22 protein-coding genes are annotated in these 24534 nt (G+C 68.5%); 7 read left to right on the top strand and 15 right to left on the bottom strand.

Translation table 11 applies throughout. The annotated features are described in order from the left end of the window. Position 1 precedes the first annotated feature (1 nt). From lptF to ACAV_RS10315, 5 genes are all read left to right on the top strand, one after another. Positions 2 to 1099: an LPS export ABC transporter permease LptF gene (gene lptF, locus ACAV_RS10335; protein ID WP_013594517.1), complete on the top strand. Its 1098-nt coding sequence runs from the start codon at positions 2 to 4 to the stop codon at positions 1097 to 1099. After that, on the top strand, positions 1096 to 2193 hold the full coding sequence (lptG, locus tag ACAV_RS10330) for an LPS export ABC transporter permease LptG (protein ID WP_013594516.1): 1098 nt from the start codon (positions 1096 to 1098) through the stop codon (positions 2191 to 2193). Before lptF ends, lptG begins: the two co-directional genes overlap by 4 nt. Positions 2194 to 2195: 2 nt before the next feature. Then, positions 2196 to 2600 (top strand): sirohydrochlorin chelatase, encoded by a 405-nt coding sequence (locus tag ACAV_RS10325; RefSeq protein WP_013594515.1) that lies wholly within the window; start codon positions 2196 to 2198, stop codon positions 2598 to 2600. 114 nt (positions 2601 to 2714) lie between these two features. Beyond that, positions 2715 to 3656 (top strand): CysB family HTH-type transcriptional regulator, encoded by a 942-nt coding sequence (locus tag ACAV_RS10320; protein WP_011796239.1) that lies wholly within the window; start codon positions 2715 to 2717, stop codon positions 3654 to 3656. Between the two features lie 19 nt (positions 3657 to 3675). Continuing rightward, on the top strand, positions 3676 to 4845 hold the full coding sequence (locus ACAV_RS10315) for a pyridoxal phosphate-dependent aminotransferase (protein WP_013594514.1): 1170 nt from the start codon (positions 3676 to 3678) through the stop codon (positions 4843 to 4845). A gap of 13 nt (positions 4846 to 4858) precedes the next feature. On the opposite strand, the gene ACAV_RS10310 is transcribed toward ACAV_RS10315, so the two are convergent. The 14 genes from ACAV_RS10310 to ACAV_RS10245 all read right to left on the bottom strand — a co-directional run bounded on the left by ACAV_RS10310 (position 4859) and on the right by ACAV_RS10245 (position 19837). Beyond that, entirely contained in the window at positions 4859 to 5725 is an 867-nt protein-coding gene (locus ACAV_RS10310; protein ID WP_013594513.1) for an alpha/beta hydrolase, read from the bottom strand. Between the two features lie 16 nt (positions 5726 to 5741). After that, entirely contained in the window at positions 5742 to 6134 is a 393-nt protein-coding gene (locus ACAV_RS10305) for a RidA family protein (protein ID WP_013594512.1), read from the bottom strand. Between the two features lie 55 nt (positions 6135 to 6189). Continuing rightward, on the bottom strand, positions 6190 to 6900 hold the full coding sequence (locus ACAV_RS10300) for an ABC transporter ATP-binding protein (protein ID WP_013594511.1): 711 nt from the start codon (positions 6898 to 6900) through the stop codon (positions 6190 to 6192). Continuing rightward, the gene (locus tag ACAV_RS10295) at positions 6897 to 7664 is read right to left on the bottom strand and encodes an ABC transporter ATP-binding protein (protein ID WP_013594510.1); all 768 of its coding nucleotides are present in this window, start codon (positions 7662 to 7664) and stop codon (positions 6897 to 6899) included. The genes ACAV_RS10300 and ACAV_RS10295 overlap by 4 nt, the downstream gene beginning before the upstream one ends. After that, complete coding sequence (locus ACAV_RS10290) at positions 7661 to 8662, bottom strand: branched-chain amino acid ABC transporter permease (RefSeq protein WP_041828713.1); 1002 nt, start codon at positions 8660 to 8662, stop codon at positions 7661 to 7663. Before ACAV_RS10290 ends, ACAV_RS10295 begins: the two co-directional genes overlap by 4 nt. After that, on the bottom strand, positions 8655 to 9575 hold the full coding sequence (locus tag ACAV_RS10285) for a branched-chain amino acid ABC transporter permease (RefSeq protein ID WP_013594508.1): 921 nt from the start codon (positions 9573 to 9575) through the stop codon (positions 8655 to 8657). The genes ACAV_RS10290 and ACAV_RS10285 overlap by 8 nt, the downstream gene beginning before the upstream one ends. A 21-nt stretch (positions 9576 to 9596) precedes the next feature. Then, a complete protein-coding gene (locus ACAV_RS10280; RefSeq protein ID WP_013594507.1) occupies positions 9597 to 10799 on the bottom strand; it encodes an ABC transporter substrate-binding protein in 1203 nt (400 codons plus the stop codon). Between the two features lie 79 nt (positions 10800 to 10878). Further along, positions 10879 to 12498 carry an AMP-binding protein gene (locus ACAV_RS10275; protein WP_013594506.1) on the bottom strand — a complete coding sequence of 540 codons (1620 nt, stop codon included), beginning with the start codon at positions 12496 to 12498 and terminating at the stop codon, positions 10879 to 10881. Positions 12499 to 12574: 76 nt separating this feature from the next. After that, the gene (locus tag ACAV_RS10270; protein ID WP_013594505.1) at positions 12575 to 13744 is read right to left on the bottom strand and encodes an acyl-CoA dehydrogenase family protein; all 1170 of its coding nucleotides are present in this window, start codon (positions 13742 to 13744) and stop codon (positions 12575 to 12577) included. A gap of 1 nt (position 13745) precedes the next feature. Continuing rightward, complete coding sequence (locus tag ACAV_RS10265) at positions 13746 to 14600, bottom strand: enoyl-CoA hydratase family protein (protein ID WP_013594504.1); 855 nt, start codon at positions 14598 to 14600, stop codon at positions 13746 to 13748. Further along, positions 14597 to 15178: a MarR family winged helix-turn-helix transcriptional regulator gene (locus ACAV_RS10260; RefSeq protein ID WP_013594503.1), complete on the bottom strand. Its 582-nt coding sequence runs from the start codon at positions 15176 to 15178 to the stop codon at positions 14597 to 14599. Before ACAV_RS10260 ends, ACAV_RS10265 begins: the two co-directional genes overlap by 4 nt. Before the next feature lie 29 nt (positions 15179 to 15207). Further along, the gene (locus tag ACAV_RS10255; RefSeq protein WP_085944770.1) at positions 15208 to 15972 is read right to left on the bottom strand and encodes an SDR family NAD(P)-dependent oxidoreductase; all 765 of its coding nucleotides are present in this window, start codon (positions 15970 to 15972) and stop codon (positions 15208 to 15210) included. Between the two features lie 2 nt (positions 15973 to 15974). Further along, positions 15975 to 18314, bottom strand: coding sequence for a bifunctional salicylyl-CoA 5-hydroxylase/oxidoreductase (locus ACAV_RS10250; protein ID WP_013594501.1), 2340 nt, complete (start codon positions 18312 to 18314; stop codon positions 15975 to 15977). 137 nt (positions 18315 to 18451) lie between these two features. Next, a complete protein-coding gene (locus ACAV_RS10245; RefSeq protein ID WP_013594500.1) occupies positions 18452 to 19837 on the bottom strand; it encodes a hypothetical protein in 1386 nt (461 codons plus the stop codon). A 311-nt stretch (positions 19838 to 20148) separates the two neighbouring features. Here ACAV_RS10245 and ACAV_RS10240 point away from each other — a divergent pair, with 311 nt between their 5' ends. Together ACAV_RS10240 and ACAV_RS10235 are read left to right on the top strand one after the other, a co-directional pair. Further along, on the top strand, positions 20149 to 20952 hold the full coding sequence (locus ACAV_RS10240) for an alpha/beta fold hydrolase (RefSeq protein ID WP_013594499.1): 804 nt from the start codon (positions 20149 to 20151) through the stop codon (positions 20950 to 20952). Further along, positions 20946 to 22469, top strand: coding sequence for a sensor histidine kinase (locus ACAV_RS10235; protein ID WP_013594498.1), 1524 nt, complete (start codon positions 20946 to 20948; stop codon positions 22467 to 22469). The genes ACAV_RS10240 and ACAV_RS10235 overlap by 7 nt, the downstream gene beginning before the upstream one ends. A 339-nt stretch (positions 22470 to 22808) precedes the next feature. On the opposite strand, the gene ACAV_RS24085 is transcribed toward ACAV_RS10235, so the two are convergent. Then, the gene (locus tag ACAV_RS24085) at positions 22809 to 24506 is read right to left on the bottom strand and encodes an esterase/lipase family protein (RefSeq protein ID WP_013594497.1); all 1698 of its coding nucleotides are present in this window, start codon (positions 24504 to 24506) and stop codon (positions 22809 to 22811) included. Positions 24507 to 24534: the final 28 nt, after the last annotated feature.

Genomic DNA, 24534 nt, shown 5'->3' with positions numbered 1-24534 from the left:
AATGTTATTCGATTCATCCATTCGCAAGGAACTGGCCCGCAGCTTCGGAGCGACGCTGGTGGTGCTGGTCACCGTGGTCATGACCATGATGCTGATCCGCACGCTCGGCCAGGCGTCGCGCGGCAGCGTGAACCCCTCGGACGTGATGCTCGTCATGGGCTTCACCGTGCTCGGCCAGTTGCCCACCATCCTCACCCTCAGCCTGTTCGTGGCCGTGGTCGGCGCCCTGGCGCGCATGTACCGCGAAAGCGAGATGGTCATCTGGTTCGCGAGCGGGCGCGGCATGCTGCACCTGCTGCCGCCGCTGCTGCGCTTCGCCTGGCCGGTGATCCTGGCGATCGCCACGCTGGCGCTGCTGATCTGGCCCTGGGCCAACCAGCAGATCCAGGAGCTCAAGGTGCAGTACGAGCAGCGCAGCGACGTCGACCGCATCGCCCCGGGCGAGTTCCAGGAGTCGGCCAACGGCGCCCGCGTGTTCTTCATCGACCGCGAGACGCCTGACAACCAGCAGGCCACCAACGTGTTCATCGCCTCCAGCGAGCACGGCCGCGAGACCGTCACCTCGGCCCGCAGCGCGCGCCTGGAAACGCAGGGCAGCCAGCGCATGGCCCTGCTGAGCGACGGGCAGCGCCTGGAGACCACGCTGGACAAGCCGGGGCTGAAGGTGAGCGAGTTCACCGAGTACGGCACGCGGGTCGGCGGCGCCGCCAGCAGCTCCAGCGACGACGCCGCGGTGAAGACCCGCAGCACGGCGCAGCTGTTCGCCTCCAGCGACCCGGTGTTCCGCGCCGAACTCGGATGGCGCTTCGGCCTGGCGTTGGCCGCGCTCAACTTCGTGGTACTGGGGCTGGCCGTGGCCAGCGCCAACCCGCGCGCCGCGCGCAGCACCAGCCTGGTGTTCGCGCTCTTCGCCTTCGTGGTCTATTACAACCTCATGACCTTCGGACAGAACTGGGTGGGGGCGGGCCGCCTGAGCCTGGGCGCCTTCATGGTCGCGCTGCACGGCGGCACGCTGGCGCTGGCGATGCTGCTGCTCGTGGCACGCCACAACCGGTGGTCGCCGCGGCTGCCGTCCCTGCGCGCGCGGAGGCCTGCATGAAGACGATTCGCGGACTCATCTACCGCGAGGCCCTGGCCGCCGTGGGCTTCGTCACCCTGGGCTTCCTGGCGCTGTTCTTCTTCTTCGACATGGTGGACGAGCTGCGCTACGTGGGACGCGTCCAGGCCTACCAGATGTCGCACGCGCTGCTGTACGTGTCGCTCGGCATCCCCAGCCACCTGTACGAGCTGCTGCCGATCACCGTGCTGATCGGCACGATCTTCGTGATGGCGCGCTTTGCGCAGAGCTCCGAATTCACCATCATGCGCACCAGCGGGCTGGGGCCGTGGCGCGCCCTGCGCACGCTGCTGGTGCTGGGCCTGGGCTTCGTGATGCTCACCTTCACCGTGGGCGACTACCTCGCGCCCGCGACGGACCGGCTCGCGCAGCTCGTGCGGGCCCGCTACCTGGGCCAGATCACCACCGGCGCGACGGGGGCCTGGCTGAAGGAGCGCCAGGGCGACCGCTCCGTGGCGGTGAACGTGCGCGCGCTGCGGCACGACGGCGGCATGAGCAATGTGCGGATCTTCGAGTTCGACGGCGACGGCCGCCTGGCCTCCACCCTGCAGGCAGCAGCGGGCGAGTTCGGGACGGACGCCTGGGAGCTGAGCGATGTCAAGCGCAGTGTCTTCCACCGCCGCGGCGAGGCCGAGGCGCACGTGGAGCGGCTGCAGGAGTCCCGCTTCCGCTGGCCCACGCACATCAGCGCCGACATGGTGGCGGCGTCGCTGCTCAAGCCCGACCGCATGGCGACGATCGACCTGTTCCAGTACATCCGCCACCTGGAATCCAACGGCCAGGCGGCGCAGAAGTACGAGATCGAGTTCTGGCGCAAGGTCTTCTATCCCCTGAGCTGCCTGGTGATGGTGGTGCTGTCGCTGCCCTTCGCCTACCTGCACTTCCGCTCCGGCGGCATCGCCGGCTACGTGTTCGGAGGGGTGATGGCGGGGATCAGCTTCTTCCTGCTCAACAACGTGTTCGGCTATGCGGGCAACCTGCAGAACTGGTCGCCCTGGCTCACCGCGGCCGCGCCGGGCATCATCTATTCGCTGCTGTCCCTCGGGGCATTCGGCTGGCTGGTGCTGAGGCGATGAACATGGCACACGACACATCCGGGGCCGATGCCCTCCGCGGCGTGGTGCTGTTCGCCCACGGCTCGCGCGACCCGCTCTGGCGCGCCCCGATCGAGGCCGTGGAGGCCCGCATGCGGCAGCAGGCGCCCGGGCTGGAGGTGCGCTGCGCCTACCTCGAACTCGCCGAGCCCGACCTGCCCACGGCGGTGCGCGGGCTGGCGGCGCGCGGCGTGCGCCGCCTCACCGTGGTGCCGATGTTCCTGGGCACCGGCAAGCATGCGCGCGAGGATCTGCCGCAGCTCGTGCAGGCGCTGCGCGCCGAGCACCCGGACATGGCCATCACCGTGCAAGGAGCCATCGGCGAGGATGTGCGTATGACGGCGCTGATGGCGGAGATCGCATCGGCCGAGACCGCCACGCAGGGGTGAAGCGCTGCCAGTGGGCGCCCCCACGGCGCAGCGCAGCGCATTTTTGCGAGCGGGTCACGCCAATGGCTTAGACGATTGCCGCATAATCAAAGAAATCCTTAGCAGCAATCAGATATGAACCTGCACCAGTTCCGCTTCGTCCAGGAAGCCGCCCGCCGCAACCTCAACCTGACGGAAGCCGCCAAGGCGCTCCACACCTCGCAGCCCGGGGTGTCCAAGGCCATCATCGAACTGGAAGACGAGCTGGGCGTGGACATCTTCGCGCGCCACGGCAAGCGGCTCAAGCGCATTACCGAGCCGGGGCAGCACGTGCTCAAGAGCATCGAGCTGATCATGCGCGAGGTGGGCAACCTCAAGCGCATCGGCGAGCAGTTCAGCGCGCAGGACAGCGGCACGCTGAGCATCGCCACCACCCACACGCAGGCGCGCTACGTGCTGCCGGTGCCCGTGGCGAAGCTGCGCGAGGCCTATCCCAAGGTGAACGTGAGCCTGCACCAGGCCACGCCGCACGAGGTGGCGCGCATGGTGATCGACGAGGTGGCGGAGATCGGCATGGCGACCGAGTCGCTCGCCGACTACCCGGACCTCGTCACCCTGCCCTGCTACGAATGGCAGCACGTGCTGGTGATGCCCTCGGGCCATCCGCTGGCGCAGCAGGAGCGCATCAGCGTGGACGACATCGCCCACGAAGCCCTCATCACCTACCACCCCTCGTTCACGGGGCGCGGCAAGATCGACCAGGCCTTCGCCGCGCGCAAGCTGCAGCCGCGCATCGTGCTGGAGGCCATCGATTCGGACGTGATCAAGACCTACGTGCGCCTCGGCCTGGGCGTGGGCATCGTGGCCGAGATGGCGATGCGCGACGACCCGCTGGGCGACCTCGTCGTGCGGCCGGTGGGCCACCTGTTCGGCCAGAGCGTGGCGCGCGTGGCGTTCAAGCGCGGCGCCTACCTGCGCAACTTCGTCTATAAATTCGCGGAGCTGCTCAGCGACCGGCTGAACCGCGAACTCGTGGCCCGCGCGATGACCGGGCACGTGAACGACTACGAGCTTTGATTCCTTGCCTTCCTCGCACATGACCACCACCGCTGCCGCGCGTACGCCAACCCTCCCCAGCAAGCTGCCCCAGGTGGGCACGACGATCTTTGCCGTGATGTCCGCCCTGGCGGCGGAACACGGCGCCGTGAACCTGGGCCAGGGCTTCCCCGATTTCGACTGCGACCCGGCCCTGGTGGATGCTGTGGCGGGCGCCATGCGCGCAGGCCACAACCAGTACCCGCCGATGCCGGGCGTGCCGGCGCTGCGCCAGGCCGTGGCGCGCAAGATCGAGGCGCTGCACGGCCGGGCCTATTCGCCGGACACCGAGATCACCGTGACGGCGGGCGCGACGCAGGGCATCCTGACGGCGATCCTGGCAGTGGTGCAGGCGGGCGACGAGGTGATCGTGCTGGATCCCTGCTACGACAGCTACGTGCCCAACGTGGAGCTGGCGGGCGGCACGGCGGTGCGGGTGCCCCTCACGCCCGGCACCTTCCGGCCGGATTTCGGCCGTATCGCCGCCGCGCTCACGCCGCGCACGCGCGCGATCATCATCAATACGCCGCACAACCCGTCCGCCACCGTGTGGACGGACGAGGACATGCGGGCGCTGGAGGCGCTGCTCGCCCCCACCGACGTGGTCGTGGTCAGCGACGAGGTGTACGAGCACATGGTGTTCGAAGGTGCGGAGCACCAGAGCGTCGCGCGCTTTCCCGGGCTGGCCGCGCGGGCCTTCATCGTGTCGAGCTTCGGCAAGACCTTCCACGTCACGGGCTGGAAGGTGGGCACGGTGGTCGCGCCCGCGCCGCTCATGGCCGAGTTCCGCAAGGTGCACCAGTTCAACGTGTTCACGGTGAACACGCCCGTGCAGCACGGGCTGGCGGCCTACCTGGCCGATCCGGCGCCCTACCTGCAGCTGCCGGCGTTCTACCAGGCCAAGCGCGACCTGTTCCGCCAGGGGCTGGAAGGCTCGCGCCTGAAACTGCTGCCGAGCACGGGCAGCTACTTCCAGTGCGTGGACATCTCGCAGGTGAGCGACCTGGGCGACGTCGAGTTCTGCCAGTGGCTCACGCGCGAGATCGGCGTGGCCGCCATACCGCTGTCGCCGTTCTACGGCGACGGGTTCGACCAGCGCGTGGTGCGCTTCTGCTTCGCCAAGCGCGACGACACGCTGCGCGAGGCGGTGCAGCGGCTGCGCAGGCTCTGACCAGAGCCCTTCCCTACCCTTGCGCCATGCGCGCGAGGGCACGGCATGGCAGGCTGGCCGGGTCCTCGAACGCCCGGACGGCATCGAAGTGGTCGGCTCCCGGCATCGGATGCAGCTCGGCCGCATTGCCGGCCGCACGCCATGCGGCATGGAAGTCCTGGGATTGCTGCGCGAAGGCGTCCTGCTCGGCCCCGCCCCAGCAGAGCGTGACGGGCGTGGCGCTGGGCCGTGCATGCAGCACGGGCGAATTGCGGCGCACCATGCCCTCGTCCAGCTGGATCGCCGGCTGCAGGTAGCCGTAGCGCAGCGGCGCGATGTCGTAGAGGCCGCTCACCAGCACCGCGCCCGCGAAGGGATCGGCAGGCAGGCCGTAGTCTTCCGCCCAGGGTGTGCACAGCAGCATCGCGCCCAGGTGCCCGCCCGCGGAATGCCCGCCGACGACAATGCGCGCCGGGTCGCCGCCGTGCTCGCCGATGTGGCGCACCACCCAGGTCGCCGCGGCACGCACCTGCCGCACGATCTCGTCGATCGTGACGGCCGGGCACAGCGCGTAGTCCACCACCACGGTCGTGAAGCCCAGCGCATGCGGGCCCCGCGCCACGCAGCTGAAATCGCGTGCGCTGCGGGCACGCCAGTAGCCGCCGTGGATAAAGAAGAACACCGGCGCGCCGGGCCGGTCGGCCGGGAAGATGTCCAGCGTTTCCGCCAGCGTCGGGCCGTAGGGCACGGCAGGCCGGTACGGCAGCGCCTGCCGCGTGGCCTCGCTGCGTTCGGCGAAGTGCCGGTTCGAGGCGGCGGCATCGTGCGCGCGCTTCAAGGGGTCGTAGGCCTTGTCGATCGCAGCCTGGCTCGCGAAGCCGTGCGGGAAGGTCATCGCCATCGAGGGCTCCCGCGCATCAGTCCGGCACCACGGCCGTGACCTCGATCTCCACCTTGGCGCGGTCCTCGATCAGCGCCGAGACCTCCACCGCCGTCATCGCCGCGTTGAAGTTGCCGATGATCTCGCGGAAGTCCTGGCCGATCTGCCGCAGCGAGGCCACATAGTCTTTCTTGTCCGTCACATACCAGGTCATGCGCACGATGTGCTCGGGGCGGGCGCCGCCTTCCTTGAGCACCTCGACGATGTTCTGCAGCGCCTGCCGCACCTGTCCGCACAGCGTGTCGGTGTGGAAGACGCCCTGCGCGTCCCAGCCGATCATGCCGGCCACGAAGACCATGCGGCCGCGCGCCGCGACGCCGTTGGAATAGCCCTTGGGCCGGGGCCATCCGGGGGGAAGAAGGACTTGCATGCGAATCTCCTGTCCGTTCGGTTCTCGAAAAATCGGTATCGTTTTTGCGCGAGGGTCACACGCCCACGTAACGCTGCCACAGCGCCGGGTCGGCCGCGAGCGCGCCCGAATCGCCCTGCCACACCACGCGGCCGCGCTCGATGATGGTGTGGCGGTCGGCGAGCCGGACGAGGCGGCGCACGTATTTGTCGATGACCAGGATGGTCTGCCCCTGCGCGCGCAGGGCGTCCAGGCAGCGCCAGATCTCCTCGCGGATCAGCGGTGCCAGCCCTTCCGTCGCCTCGTCGAGCACGAGCAGGTGCGGGTTGGTCATGAGCGCGCGGCCGATGGCCAGCATCTGCTGCTCGCCGCCCGAGAGCTGCCCGCCCATGTGCGAGGCGCGCTCGGCCAGCCGCGGGAACAGCGCGTGCACGCGGTCCAGCGTCCACGGATCGGCGGCGCCGTTGCGGCGTGCGGCGAATGCCACGAGGTTCTCGCGCACGGAGAGGTTGGGGAAGATCTGCCGGCCCTCGGGCACCACCGCGAGGCCCATGCGCGCGATGCGGTCCGGCGCCAGCCGCTCGATGCGCTCGCCGCGGAAACGCACGGATCCGGCCTTGGCGCGCGTGAGCCCGAGCAGCGCACGCACCGTGGTCGTCTTGCCCATGCCGTTGCGGCCCAGCAGCGTGGCGACCTCGCCGGCGCGGATGTCGAACGCGATGCCGAACAGCACCTGGCTGCTGCCGTAGGCGGCCTCCAGCCCTTCGACTTCGAGCAATGCGCTCATGGCGTGGCCTCCTCCAGTTCGTCGCCCAGGTAGGCGCGGCGCACGTCCGGATGCTGGCGGATCTCCTGCGGGGTGCCGGTGGCGATCACGCGGCCCGAGACGAGCGCGGAGATGCGGTCGGCCAGACGGAAGACGGCATCCATGTCGTGCTCGACCAGCAGCAGCGTCACCTCACCGCGCAGCCCCTGCAACAGGCCGACCATGCGCCCGGATTCCTCCGGCCCCATGCCGGCCATGGGCTCATCGAGCAGCAGCAGCCGCGGCCGCAGCGCCAGCGCCAGCCCCACTTCGAGCTGCCGCTGCTGGCCGTGCGACAGCGCCCCGGCCAGTTGCGACGATTGGTCGCCCAGGCCGACGCGCTCCGCCACGGCCTGCGCCTCGGCATAGCGCTCGCGCTCCGCGCGCGCCGGGCGCCAGAAGCCGCGGGCGCCGCCGGTGCGCGCCTGCACGGCGAGCGCGAGATTGTCCAGCACCGGCAGCCGGGGAAAGACGCTGGTGATCTGGTAGGAGCGCACCAGCCCGCGCCGCACCCGCGCATGGATCGGCAGGCCGGTGACGTTCTCGCCATCGAAATGGATGTGCCCGCTGGTGGGCGCGAGTGTGCCGGAGAGCTGGTGGATCAGCGTCGTCTTGCCGGCGCCGTTGGGGCCGATGAGCGCATGCACTTCGCCTTCGAGCACCGACAGCTCCGCATGGTCGGTGGCGAGCAGGCCGCCGAAGCGGCGCACCAGCTGCTCGGTCCGCAGGAGAACGCGCGCGCTCATGGCCGCCCCGCTTTCACACTGCGGGCCCGTGCGAGGCTCAGCAGCCCGTTCGGCGCCACCAGCACCACGGCGAGCAGCACCGCGCCCAGGCCGAACTGCCAGTGCATGGTGTGGGCCGCGAGCACCTCCTCGATCAGCAGGAAGGCCACCGCGCCCACGAAGCCGCCGTAGAGCCGCCCCACCCCACCCAGGATCACCATCACCATCAGCATGCCCGACTGGCTCCACTGCAGCGCCGCGGGGCTGACGAAGCCGGCCTGGTTGGCCAGCAGCGCGCCTGCGAGGCCGGCGATGGCGCCCGCGAGCGTGAAGGCCGCGAGCTTGGTGCGATAGACGGCAAAGCCCAGCGCGGCCATGCGCGTCTCGTTCTCGCGGATGCCCTGCAGCGCATGGCCGAAGCGGGCATTGAGCAGCCGCGCCAGACCCACGAAGACCAGCACGCAGATCGCCAGAACGCAGTAGTAGAAGCGCGCGTCATCCGCCAGATCGAGCCAGGGGCCGACCTGCGAGCGCGATGCGAGCGAGAGGCCGTCTTCGCCGCCATAGGCCTTGAGCGACACCATCAGGTAGAACAGCATCTGCGCGAACGCGAGCGTAATCATGATGAAGTACACGCCCTGCGTGCGCAGGCTGACCCAGCCGATCACGAGGGCGAACAGCGCGCCCGCGGCGATGGCGGCCGGCCAGGCGATCCAGGCGGAGGCGATGCCCTCCTGCATCAGGATGCCCACCGCGTAGGCGCCCACGCCCACGAAGGCCGCGTGCCCGAAGCTGACCATGCCGCCGAAGCCGAGGATCAGGTTCAGGCTGGTGGCGGCCAGCGCGAAGACCAGGATGCGGCTCGCGACGCCGATGTAGAAACCCTCGTCCAGCGCCTGCGCGATGGTGGGCAGCAGTGCCAGCAGCACCAGCAGCGGGATGCTCCAGCGCGGATGCAGGCCGTGGTCCAGCAGGCTGGGGGGCTGAGAGGGATTGGGTGGCATGGTGCTTTCAGCCATGGGAAGGGAACAGGCCGCGCGGCTTCCAGAACAGCACCGCCGCCATCAGCACGTAGATCAGGATCGAGGCCACGGCCGGGCCCGCGCCCGCCGCGGCGGCGGGCCCCAGCAGGCGCTCGGCGAGCAGCGGCACGAGGGTGCGCCCGGCGGTGTCCACCAGCCCGACCAGCAGCGCCCCCACCAGCGCACCGCGGATGGAGCCGATGCCGCCGATCACGATCACCACGAAGGCCAGGATGAGAATGCTCTCGCCCATGCCCACCTGCACGGCCAGCAACGGCCCGAGCATGCCGCCCGCGATGGCGCAGAGCGCAGCGCCCAGCGCGAAGATGCCGGTGAACAGCCGGCGCACATTGGTGCCCATGGCCATCGCCATCTCGCGGTTGGAGGCGCCGGCACGCACCTGCATGCCGACGCGCGTGCGCGTGACCAGCACATAGAGCAGCAGCGCCACCGCCAGCCCGACGCCGATGATGAAGAGCCTGTAGGCCGGGTAGGAAAAGCCCGGCAGCAACTCCACCGGGCCGGCGAGCGCGGGCGGCGGGTTGAGCGGCACCGGCTGCGAGCCCCAGACCATGCGCACGGCCTCGTTGGCCATCAGCAGGATCGCGAAGGTGCCCAGCACCTGCGAGAGGTGGTCGCGCCGGTAGAGGCGCCGCAGCACCGACACCTCCAGCAGCACGCCGATCGCCGCGGTGGCCAGCGTGCCGCCCGCGAGGCCGATCCAGAACGAGCCGGACGCCGTGGCGATGGCCGCGATCAGGTAGGCACCCACCATGTAGAGCGAGCCGTGTGCTAGGTTGATCATGTCCATGATGCCGAACACCAGCGTGAGGCCGGCGGCCAGCAGGAACAGCATCAGCCCGAACTGCAGGCCGTTGAGCGATTGCTCGAGAAGCAGGAGCCCCGTCATGCGCGCGACCGGCCCGCGGCCTCAGGAGGGCATGCGGCATTCGCCGGCGTAGGCATCGGCATGCGCCTCGAACACGCGGCCGACGGTCTTGTTGGTGATGCGGCCCTGCCCGTCCTTCACCACTTCGCGCAGGTAGTAGTCCTGCACCGGATAGTGGTTGGTGTTGAAGCGGAACGGCCCGCGCACCGATTCGAACGGCGCGGCCTCCAGCGCCTTGCGAAGTGCGGCCTTGTCCTCCAGCTTGCCGCCCACGCGGCGCACGGCGCCGTCGATGAGCCGGGCAGCGTCGTAGCCCTGCGCGGCGTAGAGCGTGGGCAGGCGGCCGTATTCCTTCTGGAAGTCGGCCACGAAGCGCTTGTTGGCGGCATTGTCCATGTCGTGCGCCCACTGCGAGCTGTTGAAGATGCCCACCATGGCATCACCCACCGCGCGGATCACGTCCTCATCGGCCGAGAAGCCCGGTGCGAAGAGCTTCATTTCCTTGCCCAGGCCGGCGCCGGTGAACTGCTTGACGAAGTTCACGCCCAGGCCGCCCGGCAGGAACACGAACACCGCGTCGGCACCGGAGGCGCGTATCTTGGACAGCTCCGCGCCATAGTCGAGCTGGCTCAGCGGCGTGTAGGCCTCCATCACCACCTCGCCCTTGTAGAACCGCTTGAAGCCGGCCAGCGCGTCCTTGCCCGCCGGGTAGTTGGGCGCGAGCAGGGCCACCTTCTTGAAGCCGCGGTCCTGCACGGTCTTGCCCACGGCCTCGTGCATGTTGTCGTTCTGGTAGGAGGCACTGAAGAAATACGGGTTGCACTGCGCACCCGCATACTGCGACGGCCCGGCGTTGGCGCTGATGTAGAAGGTGCGGGACTGGAACACCGGCTGCCCGACGGCCAGCATCACGTTGGAGAACACGATACCGGTCATGAAATCCACGCGCTCGCGCTTGACCAGCCGGTCGGCCGTCTGCTTGGCGGCGTCGGGGCTCTGCTGGTCGTCCGCCACGGTCACTTCGGCCGGCAGGCCGCCGAGCTTTCCGGCGCCCTGCTTCACGGCGAGCTGGAAGCCGTCGCGGATGTCGATGCCGAGGCCCGATCCTGGGCCGGACAGCGTGGTCAGCAAGCCGACCTTCACCTTGTCCGCCGCCTCGGCGCCACCGGCGAGCAGGGCGATGGCCGCGCCGATGGCGGCGGCGAATGTCGAGGAACGGTGCGCGCGGGACGGGAGGAATGGCATCGAAGGCTCCTTGGCAGTGGGCGGGAGACGGTGGATGGAAGGGATGGGTGGCGCGCGACGGCAGCCCCGCGCGCCGGCATCATGCCGGGGCGTGTAGCTTAAAGCGCTGCAGCTTCCCCGTTTGCGTGCGCGGCAGCCGATCGGTGAATTCCACGGCGCGGGGGTACTTGTACGGAGCGACCGTGCGCTTGACGAAATCCTGCAGCAGCTGCACGGTGGCATCGTCCGCCGCGGTGCCGGGACGCAGCACCACGAAGGCCTTGACGATCTGGCCGCGCTGCGCGTCCGGCACGCCGATCACGGCGCATTCCGCCACCGCGGGGTGGGCCAGCAGCGCCTCCTCCACCTCGGGCGCGGCGATGTTGTAGCCGGCCGAGACGATCATGTCGTCGGTACGCGCCTGGTAGAAGAAGTAGCCGTCCGCATCCATCAGGTAGGCGTCGCCCGTCAGGTTCCAGCCGTCCTGCACATAGGCCCGCTGCCGCTCGTCCGCGAGGTAGCGGCAGCCCGTCGGCCCCTGCACCGCCAGCCGGCCCACGGTGCCCGGCGGCACCTCGCGGCCCGCCTCGTCCACCACACGGGCCCGGTAGCCCGGCACGGGCCTGCCCGTGGCACCGGGCCGCGCGCCGGCCTCGTCGTGGGAGATGAAGATGTGCAGCATCTCGGTGGCGCCGATGCCGTCGATCAGCTCGATGCCGGTCGCTTCCTTCCACAGCGCGCGCGTCGAGGCGGGCAACGCCTCGCCGGCGGACACGCACTTGCGCAGCGGCGTGCCGCGCAGCAGCGCACCATCGGCCGCCAGCGCGCGGTACGAGGTGGGCGCCGTGAACAGCACCGTCGCCCCGAACTGCTGGATGGCCTCCAGCAACTGCGGCGGCCCGGCCTTTTCGAGCAGCACCGTGGAGGCGCCGATGTGCATCGGAAAGAGCAGCAGCCCGCCCAGCCCGAAGGTGAAGGCCAGCGGCGGACTGCCGATGAAGACGTCGTCCGCACGCGGACGCAGCACATGCGGCGGCCAGCAGTGGCAGATCGCCATCACATCGCGGTGGTAATGCATCGTCGCCTTCGGCACCCCCGTGGTGCCGGAGGTGAAGCCCAGCAGACAGCAGTCGTCGGAGGCGGTGTCGACGTTCGTGAAATCGGCCGAGGCCCCGGCCATCAGCGCCTCCAGCCCCTCCGGCCCGGCGTCATGGAAATGCCGCACCGCGCGCAGCGGCGAGCCGGGCTCCTGCGCGGCCAGCGCCAGTTCCTCGGCCAGCGACGCGTCGCACAGCGCATGCGTGACCTGGGCGATGTCGATGATGGCCTTCAATTCCTTGGCGCGCAGCAACAGCATGGTGGCCACGGCGATGCCGCCAGCCTTCATCACCGCGAACCAGCAGGCCGCGAGCATGGGATTGTTGGGCGCGCGCAGCAGCACGCGGTTGCCGGGCTGCAGGCCCATGCGGTGCACCAGCACGTTGGCGATGCGGTGGGCCTTGTCCTGCAGGTCGGCATAGGTCCAGGCGACACCGCCCGGCGCCCGGATGCACAACCGCCCGCCCCGCCCTTCGCGCACATGCACGTCCAGCAGCGGATCGGCGCAGTTCAGGCGCTCGGGGAACTGCAGTTCCGGCAGTTCGAACAGGTACTCGGGCTGCTGCGCGGCCGGCGGAAGGCGGTCGCGCGCGAAGGTATCGGCGTGGGCGCTGGCATGCATGGCGTCTTCCTTGTCCTTTCCGGGGTCCGGATCGATGGGCCGTCGTGCGTAAAGGCCGTCGTACGACAGGGCGGCGTCAGCCGGCGGCGGCCCCGGCAGCCGCTGCGGACTTGAGCAGGTCGCGGCCGATGATGAGCTGCTGCACCTCGGTCGCCCCTTCGTAGATGCGCAGTGCGCGGATCTCTCGGTAGAGCCGTTCCACCGGCTGCCCGCTCACGACGCCCAGCCCGCCGAAGAGCTGCACCGCCGCATCGATCACCTGCTGTGCGTTCTCGGTGGCCGTCATCTTGGCCATGGCGGCCTCGCGCGTGACAGTCGCGCCGCGGTCGCGCAGCCAGGCGGCGCGGTAGGTGAGCAGCGCCGCGCTGTCGATGGCCGTGGCCATCTGCGCGAGCTTCGCCTGGGTAAGCTGGAAGTCGGCCAGCACGCCGCCGAACATGCGGCGCGTGGTGGCGCGCGACAGCGCCTCGTCCATCGCGCGCCGAGCGAAGCCCAGCGCCGCCGCGGCCACCGAGGTACGGAACACATCCAGCGTGCGCATGGCCACCTTGAAGCCCTCGCCGGGCGCGCCCAGGCGCTGCGCGGCGGGCACGCGGCAGCCGTCGAAGCGCAGCCGGGCCAGCGGGTGCGGTGCGATCACCTCGATGCGCTCGGCAATCGAGAAGCCCGGCGTGTCGGCATCGACGATGAAGGCGCTGATGCCGCGCGCCCCGGGCGCCTCGCCAGTGCGTGCGAACACCACGTAGAAGTCCGCGATCCCGCCGTTGGAGATCCAGGTCTTCTCGCCGTCGAGCACATAGTCGCCGCCTTCCGCGCGGGCCGTGCAGCCCATGGCCGCGACATCGGAGCCGGCCTCGGGCTCCGACAGCGCGAAGGCGGCGATTGCCTCGCCGCGCGCCACGCGCTCCAGGTAGCGCGCGCGCTGCTGCGGCGTGCCGTGCAGGCTGATCGCACCGCTGCCCAGGCCCTGCATCGCGAACGCGAAATCCGCCAGGCCCGCATGGCGCGCCAGCGTCTCGCGGATCAGGCAGAGCGTGCGCGTGTCGATGGCGGCGCCGGATTCGCCCACGGCGTGCCGCAGCCAGCCGCCATCGCCGAGCGCGCGCACCAGCGCGCGGCATTCGGCGTCCACGTCGGGGCCGTGCTGTGCATGCAGATGGGCCCGTGCCCAGGCGTCCAGGTCGCGGGCCAGCTGCGCGTGCCGCGGCTCGAAGAACGGCCAGTCGAGGTAGGTGGTGTCCGCCATGTCAGTTCCCCTCAAAGCGCGGTTTCTGTTTTGCGACGAACGCGTGGTAGGCGCGCGAGAAGTCCTCCGTCAGCATGCAGATCGCCTGCGCCTGCGCCTCGGCCTCGATGGCCTGCTCGATGGTCATGGCCCACTCCTGGTGCAGCATGGTCTTGGTGATGCCGTTGGCAAAGGCCGGCCCTTCGGCCAGCTGCGTGGCGAGCGCCTGCGCCTCGGGCAGCAGCGCGTCCGATTCGCAGAGGCGGTTGAAGAAGCCCCAGCGCTCGCCCTCCTCCCCGCCCAGGCTGCGGCCGGTGTAGAGCAGCTCGCTCGCGCGGCCCTGGCCGACGATGCGCGGCAGCATCGCGCAGGCGCCCATGTCGCAGCCCGCCAGCCCCACGCGATTGAAGAGGAAGGCCGTCTTGCTGCGCGCCGTGCCCAGGCGCAGGTCCGAGGCCATCGCCATGATCGCGCCCGCACCGGCGCACACGCCATCCACCGCGGCCACGATCGGCTGCGGGCAGGTGCGCATGGCCTTCACCAGCTCGCCCGTCATGCGGGTGAACATCAGCAGTTCGGGCGCCTTCAGCGCGACCAGCGGCCCGATGATTTCGTGCACGTCGCCGCCCGAGCAGAAGTTGCCGCCCGCGCCCACCAGCACCACCGCCCGCACGTCGTCGGCCAGCCGCAGCCCGTGGAACAGGTCGCGCAGCTCGGCATAGCTGTCGAAAGTGAGTGGGTTCTTGCGCTCGGGCCGGTTCAGCGTGATCGTGGCCACGCCGGCCTGCACGCTCCACAGGAAGTGTTCGGCCTGATAGCCGGCAAGCGGCCGGCGGTTGCCGGCGACGAGCCGGGGATCGATGCGGGGTTCGGTCATGGGAGGGATTTCCTGCTGCGTTTCGATGGGGTGTCGGGAAGGCCGGCCGCTTCGCCCGGGACTGGCCGCTGCACGAGGTGCACGCGCAGCAGGCCGAGGTGTTCGTAGAGCGCGTCCTTGCTGGCCGACGGCAGGCCGTCGAACAGGCCGGAGAGCCAGCGCTCGTGCTCCGCCGCCATGGCCGCGAAATCGGTCCGGCCCTTGTCCGTCAGGCGCACGCGCCAGGAGCGGCGGTCTTCCGGATCTTCGGCGCGCTCGACCAGCCCTTCCTTCACGAGCTGGTCCGTCAGGCCCGTGACGTTGCCGCCCGTGACCATGAGATAGCGCGAGAGCACGTTCATGCGCAGCCCGTCGGGATGCCGGTCCAGCTGGGCGAGGTAGTCGAAGCGCGGCAGCGTGGTGTCGAAACGGGTGCGCAGCCACTGCCGCACCTGCTGCTCGATCTGCGTGCTGCAGGCCAGCAGCCGCAGCCAGATCTTGATGTCCAGGTGGTCGCCGGCCTGGGCGCGCGCCTCCAGGCCGATGTGCTCGTCGCCCAGTGCCTGCACGAGGCGGAAGCTCTGCTTGCGGGTGGCCATGGTGCGGTTCGTTCTTTCCGGCCGGCTGCTCACATGACCTCGCCGCCGCTGACCGAGACGGACTGCCCGTTCACCGACCGCGCACCATCGGTGCACAGCCAGGCCACCGCGTCGGCCACCTCGTCGGGTGCCACCAGCCGGCCCTGCGGATTGGCGCGCACGAAGCCTTCCCGCGCGGCCTCGGCGCTGCGGCCGGTCTTGGCCACGATGCGGTCGATGCTCTCGCGCACGATGTCGGTATCGGTGTAACCGGGGCAGACGGCATTCACCGTGACGCCCTTCGCGGCCAGCTCCAGCGCCAGCGCCCGCGTGAGGCCGATCACGCCGTGCTTGGCCGCGCAGTAGGCCGCCACGTAGGCGTAGCCCACCTGCCCCGCCGTGCTCGCCACATTGACGATGCGGCCCCAGCCGGCCTCCAGCATGCCGGGCAGCACGGCCTGGGTACAGACCATGGTGCCGGTCAGGTTCACATCCAGCATGCGCTGCCACAGCCTCGCGTCGGTCTTGAGGAATGGGGCGCTCTCGGCCTGGCCGGCGTTGTTCACCAGCACCTGCACCGGGCCGAACCGCTCCCGGGCGGACGCCAGCGCCTGCGCCACCTGCCGCGCATCGGCCACGTCGGCGGCCACGCCGTGCAGGTGTGCCGCATCGCTGGCGGCGAAGTCCTGCGCGGCCTGCGCATCGCGGCCGAGCACCGTCACCTGCAGGCCATCGGCCGCGAGCCGCCGGGCGATGGCGGCGCCGATGCCGCGCGTGCCGCCCGTCACCAGGGCATGCCGTCTGGATTGGTCCATCATCAGCCCTTTCCGCCCGCGGCGGCCGCCATGGATTTTTCGCGCTCGAAATGCGCCTCCAGCTGCTGCTTGCCCGAGCGGTATTGCCGCGGCCACTCCACCGCGGTGTAGCCGATGCGCGCGGCCTCGGTCAGCGTCCAGGCCGGGTTGGCCAGGTGGGGCCGCGCCACGGCGCACAGATCGGCGCGGCCGGCGGCCAGGATGCTGTTGGCATGGTCCGCCTCGCTGATCGCACCGACGGCGATGGTGGCGATGCCCGCCTCCTGCCGGATGCGGTCGGCGAACGGCGTCTGGAACATGCGGCCATACACCGGCTTCTCGCGCTTGCTCACCTGGCCCGAGGAGCAATCGATCATGTCCGCACCGGCCGCCTTGAACGCCCGGGCGATTTCCACCGCATCCTGCGGCGTGGTGCCGCCCTCCACCCAGTCGTGGGCGGAAATGCGCACCGACAGCGGCTTGTCCTGCGGCCAGGCGGCGCGCACCGCGGCGAACACCTCCAGCGGGTAGCGCAGGCGGTTCTGCAGCGGACCGCCGTACCCGTCATCGCGCTGGTTGGTGAGCGGCGAGAGAAAGCTCGACAGCAGGTAGCCGTGGGCGCAGTGCAGCTCCAGCCAGTCCGCGCCCGCGGCATCGGCGGCGCGCGCGGCCTGGGCGAACTGCTCGCGCACGGCATCCATGTCGGCGCGCGTCATCTGCCGCGCGCGCTGGCTCACGCCTTCGAGGTACTGCTGCGGCGAGGCGGACACGATGGGCCAGTTGCCTTCGGGCAGCGGCTGGTCGATGCCCTCCCAGGCCCGGCGCGTGGAGGCCTTGGCGCCTGCATGGCCGATCTGGATGCCGAACTTCGCGTCGGTGTTCGCATGGATCCAGTCGGCGATACGGCGAAATGCCACCGTGTGTTCGGGCCGGTACAGGCCCGGGCAGCCCGGGGTGATGCGGCCTTCGGCGCTCACGCAGGCCATCTCGGCGAACACGAGGCCGGCACCGCCCATGGCGCGCGCCCCCAGGTGCACCAGGTGGTAGTCGCCCACCAGGCCGTCTTCCGCCGAATACTGCGCCATGGGCGAGACCACGATGCGGTTCTTCAGCGCCACGCCGCGCACGGTGAGCGGCGTGAACATGGGCGGCGGCGGCCGGCTGCCAGCCGGCACGTCGATGCCCGCGCGGTGCGCGAACCAGCGCTCGTAGCCTTCCAGCCAGCCCGCGTCGCGCAGCCGCAGGTTCTCGTGGCTGATGCGCTGGCTGCGCGTGAGCATGGAATACATGAATTGCTCGGGCTCCAGCTGGTCGCAGTAGCGATCGCCGCACACCTCGAACCATTCCATCGCGTTCCAGGCCGCGTTCTGGATGCGCAGCGTCTCCACGCGGCGCGCTTCCTGGTAGGCCGCGAGCACGGCGGGGATGCCCTCGCGGCCACCGCCCAGGCGGCCGAACTGGCGCGCGAGCTCGATCGCATCCTCGATGGCGAGCTTGGTGCCCGAGCCGATCGCGAAATGCGCCGTGTGCACCGCGTCGCCCATCAGCACCACGTGGCTGCCGCGGGGGTTGCGCAGCCACCACTGCGCGCACACCACGCGCTGGAAGTTCAGCCAGGCCGAGCCGCGCAGGTGGCGCGCATTGCTCATCAGGGGCGCTCCGCCCAGCGTGTCGGCGAACACCCGCTCGCAGAAGGCAATGGACTGGTCCTGGTCGGCCCCGTCCAGGCCATGCGCCTTCCACACCGCCTCCGGGCACTCGACGATGAACGTGGTCGTGCGGTCGTCGAACTTGTAGATGTGCGCCTGGAACCAGCCGTGCTCCGTACGCTGGAAATCGAACGTGAAGGCATCGAACAGCTTGTGCGTGCCCAGCCAGATGTAGCGGTTGGGCCGCGTGACGATGTCGGGCTGGAACACGTTGGCGTAGCGGCCCCGGATGCGGGAGTTCACGCCGTCGCAGGCGACGACGAGATCGGCGTCGGGATAGTCCTCGTCGGAGGCGGCCTCGGTCTCGAACACCAGCTTCACGCCCAGGCGCTCGCAGCGCGCCTGCAGGATGTTGAGCAGCTTCTTGCGCCCGATGCCCACGAAGCCATGCCCGCCCGAGCGGATCGTGCGGCCCTTGAAGCGCAGCTCGATGTCGTCCCAGTGGTTGAAAGCCTCCTGGATCTCGTCGGCAGTCTCGCGGTCCCACGTGCGCATGTGGTCCATGGTGGCGTCGGAAAACACCACGCCCCAGCCGAAGGTGTCGTAGGGCTTGTTGCGCTCCACCACGGTGACGTCGTGGGCGGGGTCCTGCTGCTTCATGAGCAGCGCGAAATACAGGCCCGCCGGGCCGCCACCGATGCAAACGATCTTCATGCGCAGGTCTCCAGGGCCGTCCGGGCCTGCAGCAACTTTAGGAATAGATGATTTAGATGTCAACTAATTGCGTGAACATCTTCCTCGGGGAAAACGCGCAGACCGCAGGCCCGGGGCCGGGCCGCGCGTCACCCGCCCTACCGCGGCCGGCCCGCTTCCAGGTCCGGCTCCGCGGCGCCGAAGCGGGCCTGGGCCCAGGCCATCAGGTTCGAGGACGTCTGCTGCAGGCCCTGGTGGATCGTGCGGGCCACATAGGCACCGCCCCGAGCGGCATAGGGCGCGCCCAGCTCGATCGTGCCGGACATCAACCCCATGATCAGCACCGACGACGCCCGCTTGCCCGAGAGCATGCCGGCGTCCGCCCGGTCCGCCGGCAGCCCTGCGGGCGACCCGGCGCGGTCGATGGACGCATTGGCCGCGAACAGCTCGGCGATGAAGCACCCCACCGTGGCCACCACCGCCACGGGCACGGGAGAGGTCACGAGCGACTTAGCGCCCTCGAGCGCCGCGGAGCCGACGCCCTGCAGGGATTCCTTCCACGGGCGCCGGGTCTGGTCGATGACCTCGCCCAGGTCGCTGCGCAGCAGCATGCGCGCATCGTAGGGCACCGCCTGCGAAAGCCTGTGCACGCCCCGGGCGCCTGCGGCCAGCATCCCTCCGAAGCCGTCGAGCAGCGACGCATCGATGCGGTCCGCCCACACGCGGCTCACGCTGTTGTCGCCCCGGCCCTCGATCGCGGCCTGCACGAACGGCTCCACCACGCGCGGCAGGTTCTTCGCGACGTTGAACCCTGCTGCCAGGCCGGCATTGCGGATCTGCTCGGCATGGGGATCCGGACGCAGCGCGGCGGGCAGGCGGTCCAGCCCGGAAGGGCCGTTGTAGAGGCGCGGCGCGACCACCGCATTGCCGACCGCGCTCACCAGCACGTCCAACGCGCCGACGCCCAGGCCGACCACGAAGCCCAGCCGCGGCGTATTCCGCAGCAGGTCCGTGGGCAGCAGCGACACCAGCTTCTCGTTGGCTGCCGTGATGCCGGCCATGTACCCCGCCCCGTTGCTGAAACCCAGCCCCGCGAAGCCGAGCACCGCGTCGTGGCGCCAGGCAGCGGAGAGAAAGCGCTGCAGCTTTTCCGGGGTGTCGATGCCCTTGTCCAGCAGCACCTGGGTATTGCGCTGCAGCCGCTGAACAACCTCCGCGTCCCGCGCCTGCGCGGGTGCTATCAGGGCATGGACCAGCCCCTGCGCAGCCTGCAGCACCGGCAGCGCCTGTGCCGGCAGCGCGACGGCATCGCTGGCGGGGCGCGTGGGCAGGGACGCCCGCAACAGGGCGTCCGCGGCCTGCGGCGACGGCATGGAATTCGCGCGCCGCAGGCTGCGGAGGGACCCCGCATCCAGGGCCGGCAGGGAGCCATGTGGGGTTTCGGGCGCCGCTCCGGCCGCGCTGTCGTCGCCCCCGTGGGGCAACAGCGCTGCAGCGGCGTTGGTGGGTGACGCGGTAGCGTTACGCAGGGATGAAATGGGCATGGCTGCAAGGAAAGGATGGGTGTGCAGGAACGGCCTCCCGCGTTCTCGGGGGAGGCCTGCGATCAGCCCAATCTACGGACCAGGGCCGCCGCCGCGCGCCGTGCCCGCGAAGCGGATCGGACAGGCACGAAACACCCCGCGGAAAAAGCCGCCATCGCGCACCCGTGCGGCCCCTTTTCTGCCGGATTCCACGGCGCGCGCCGTTTCACCCACGGCCCCACTGGTCATGCCCCCTCGCCAACTGGACAGATGTCCCATAATGGTTGCGTCGTACCGCGGCTGGCATCGCCCGGGCATTACCAGGAGCTTGCATGTCGGTCGGGCGCAGAAACAATGTGAAGGTCCAGGGCCAGGGCACCGGATGCCTCGTGTTCGCCCATGGCTTCGGCTGCGACCAGAACATGTGGCGGCTGCTGGCACCGCGCTATGCAGCGCGCTGCCGCACCATCACCTTCGACATGGTGGGCAGCGGCCTGTCCGACCTGGGCGCCTACGATCCCGGCAAATACGCCTCGCTCCACGGCTATGCGGACGACGTGCTGGAGATCATCGACGAATTCGCGCAGGGCCCCGTGGTCTTCGTGGGGCATTCGGTGGGCGCCATGATCGGCCTGCTGGCCGGCACCCACCGCCCCGGAAGGATCGCCGGCCACGTCATGGTCGGCCCCTCCCCCTGCTACATCGACGACGGCGACTACGTGGGCGGTTTCTCCCGCGAGGACATCGATTCCCTGCTGGACACCCTCGACTCCAACTACCTCGGCTGGGCGAGCCAGATGGCGCCCGCCATCATGGGCGCGCCCGACCGGCCCGAGCTGGGCGAAGAGCTCACGGCCAGCTTCTGCCGCACCGATCCCGACATCGCCCGGCAATTCGCGCGCGTCACCTTCCTCTCCGACAACCGGGCCGACCTGCACCGTTTGAAGGAGCCGGCGCTGGTCATCCAGTCCAGCGATGACATCATCGCGCCGCGCCCCGTGGGCGACTACATGCTCCGCCACCTGCCCCGGGGCATGCTGCGGGTGATCGAGAACGTAGGGCACTGCCCGCACCTCAGCGCACCCGGCGCCTGCAGCGTGGTGATGGACGAATTCCTCGGCTCGATCGGATGGTAGAAGCGGAAGAACTCTTCGACCGCATGCCCTGCGGGCTGCTGGTGACCAGCACGTCCGGCCTGATCCTCAAGGTCAACCGGACCCTGTGCCAGTGGACCGGCATCCCCCCGCACGAACTGGTACGGCAAAAGAAGCTGCAGGAGCTTTTCACCGTGGGCGGCCGGATCTTCCACCAGACCCACTGGCAGCCCATGCTGGCAATGCAGGGCGCCATCTCGGAGGTCAAGCTCGACATCCGCCGCGGCGACGGCAGCACCTTCCCCGCCCTGCTCAACGTGGTGCGCCGCACCAGCGGCGAGGACGCCTTCGACGAGATCGCCGTGATGGTGGCCGAGGAGCGCAACAAATACGAGCGCGAACTGCTGGCCGCCCGCAAGCGCGCCGACGACATGGTGGCCAAGGAGCGGCAGGCGCAGCAGGCCCTGCAGGCGTCCCGCTCGCGCCTGCGGCAGGCCATGCAGTCCGGGGCCATCCATATGTGGGACCTGGACCCCGCCACCGGCCGGCGGCGCTTCGGCACCGACGTCGCCGTCCTGCTGGGCCTGGACCCGGAGCGGCCCGTGGGCGAGGACGACTTCGTGGCCCACGTGGTGCCCGAAGACCGCGCCGCGGAACGCGCCGCACTCGACCGCGCCCTGCGCACCGGCGAGCCCTACCAGTTCAAGCACCGCATCACCGACGCGAAGGGACACCGCCGCGTGCTCGTCTCCTCCGGCCAGGGATTCCGGGGCGAGGACGGCATGCTCACGGAATTCGTGGGCATCTTCAGCGACATCACCGAAGCCGAACAAGGGCGCGCCCTCGCGGAAGACCGCGCCGTGTTCGCCGAGCAGATGATCGGCATCGTCAGCCACGACCTGCGCAACCCGCTCACCACCATCCTCCTGGCCGCCGACATGCTTACACGGCAGGCGGCCTCGCCCACGCCCACCCCGCCGGAGACGGCCGCGCGCATGCTGGGCAACATCACCCGTGCCGGGCAGCGCGCCAAGCGCCTCATCGCCGACCTGCTCGATTTCACGGTCGTGCGCCTCGGCGCGGGCCTGAGCGTCTCGCGCCGCCCCACGGACCTCCACCAGCTCGCGGCGCGGATCATCGAGGAGCTCTCGGTGGCCTTCCCCGGCCGCACCATCGAACACATCGCCACGGGCGGCGGAGAGATCAGCGCCGACCCGGACCGCATCGCCCAGCTCCTGGGCAACCTCGTGGGCAATGCCATGGCCTATGGCACGCCAGGCAGCACCGTCACGGTCGCCACCGCGGTGGAATCGGGCACCGCCCGCCTGGCCGTGCACAACCATGGCGACCCCATCCCCCGGCACACCCTGGGCCGCCTCTTCCAGCCCATGGTGCGCGGCGTCACCGCGGAAGACACCTCCGCGCGCAGCGTCGGGCTCGGCCTGTTCATCGTGCGTGCGATCGCGCAGGCGCACGGCGGGCAGGTGGTCGTGCAGTCCAGCCACGAGCACGGCACCGAGTTCGCGTTCTCGTTCCCGGTACGGGCCACGGACCCTTAGCCGATGGTTCGCCATGGCGCTCTTCCAGGGCTCATGCCACTGACGTGCTCCCCGATAGCCGTACCAGCTGGATGGAAGTGAAGTCCGTCAAATTAGAAAATGACGAAAATAAGGAAGAATCAAGTCACCCCCCTCAACTCCTGTAACACCGCTTGGGCCATGAATAGCGGATAGCAATTTGAATTTATGCAATCACTCAGGATGCGACATTAACGCTGATATTCATATCAGTCAGACGAACTTTGCGGCCTTATTCAAATGACACCATGAGAGACACCCAGTTGTACACATAGCTCGAATTCCAGCCCGACCTGTAGTGGCGCGTCAATGGCATTCGTACTACGACCACGCCCTCGCCTCCATCCGCAGCGTTGCGCTAATCGCGCCAATCCCACCATGCATGTCATCCGTATGCAGAGGAATATCTAAAGAAAATGGTTTGGAAATTTCGTTGACCGGGAATACCTTTTCACTACCCCGTTCTGCGGGCGCAATGCGCGCATTGTTCTGCCGCTTCGCCCAGCTGTAGCGCACCAACCAGTCGCTGGTAACTGTGTTTATCTCTTCGGAATGCGCCTTCGGATCAAAAATGGTCACGATGAGAGAGTCATTAAAAAGTGAAACTCCCTCGTAGTGGCCATCACGCCAAAACGCTCGCTCCACTTCGTAGTCCGGCACCTTAATGCCGAGCGTGACGGCGTAGGAGAGGCCAGGCCGATCAGGTTGAACCTTTGCCGAATTCATAAGAAAAACCGTTGAAAGATGTATGGGCTCCGAAACACCTTTCTTGATCTCCTGATATGTTCTGCACGCCGGCGAGTCCTCCTCCGATTTGCGTCGACTGAGCGCCCAAGATTTTCCACGAGGGGCTGCGACCAATTCCACCTGATAGATTGCATCCACTTTCCGCCCTTGCCACTCCTGCTTCTGCACATCCAGCGGCAGGCGCACGTCATGAATATCCAGCCAAAGCTCGACACGAAAATTTCCGAAAAGAAATCGGCGCAGGCACTGATATGCCTCTTCACTGTTCACGATTCCGAAAGGGCCAGAATGTGCACGGTAGGCATACGCGCACGCAACAGGCATATCCCTGAGTGTGGCTGAGTCCGTCCTTGCCTCCTGATACCAGAGCTTTGCGTTGTCGATGCGCACGAGACCATCGCTACCCCGTCCTACGAATGTGCGCGACAGTCCTGCCGCGACGTCATAGTCCAACCGATTTGTTCCGACCATGGTGAACCAGTGCGATGGAGGCGGAATAATGTCTGCAGGGAGATAATTTACTTTTCCATCGATCGGAGCATTATTCAGATAAGCCTGCATTTTTTCTCTATTGAAGTTGCTGACATCCTTCAAGAACTCCGGAACATTTACCCCAGCAAACTCAATCCCGTTATGGGGCGTAGCGTAGGTAAAAACCTTGGCTACGCAGCTTCGAACAGGAGATACCTTTCTGCGCTGCCCTGAGAAATCAATTTCGGAGACATCATTCCCAGGGTCCTGCAGTAAGGCTCGTACGATCAGTCCGCCCATGGAGTGAGCCACAAGATAACATTTGAATTGTTCATCCGTGTAGCCTGCGAGACTCTTTTCAGCTTTTGGCCGCACCAATTCACGCACTCTTGCAATTAGTATGCCGAGCTCCTTCGCATAATCTACGATCGAAGAAGACTTCCCGCCACCCCTCAGATTTGAGCCAGCGTCGTAGAAACGATGAACAATAATGGAAGCGAGATCAATGCCTTCTGCTGCACGCCTTTCACCCTCAGCGCCGCTGGTCCAAGCGGGGTCTGCGATCTCCAATCCATCACGATATAGCACTTTGTAACCATGATCCGACGCGAGGCGGACTAATGGAGATTCAAAAAAGAACGACTTTGCTTTTTCTTTGTCCACCGTCGCTCGGTAGACCGTTGAGCCGACATTGAATCCACAGTATGGATCTGCAGCGGTAGCGTCTCTCTCACTCGCCGAGAAAGCAAATCCTCTGACATAAATAATCGGCCAATTTATTGAATCATTTGTGTTTGCCATTTTCCATCCCCTCCAAAGGTAAGTAACC

Source organism: Paracidovorax avenae ATCC 19860, from assembly GCF_000176855.2.
In the GTDB taxonomy this organism is placed as follows: Bacteria; Pseudomonadota; Gammaproteobacteria; order Burkholderiales; family Burkholderiaceae_C; genus Paracidovorax; species Paracidovorax avenae.
This window is presented reverse-complemented; position numbering and strand designations above follow the sequence as displayed.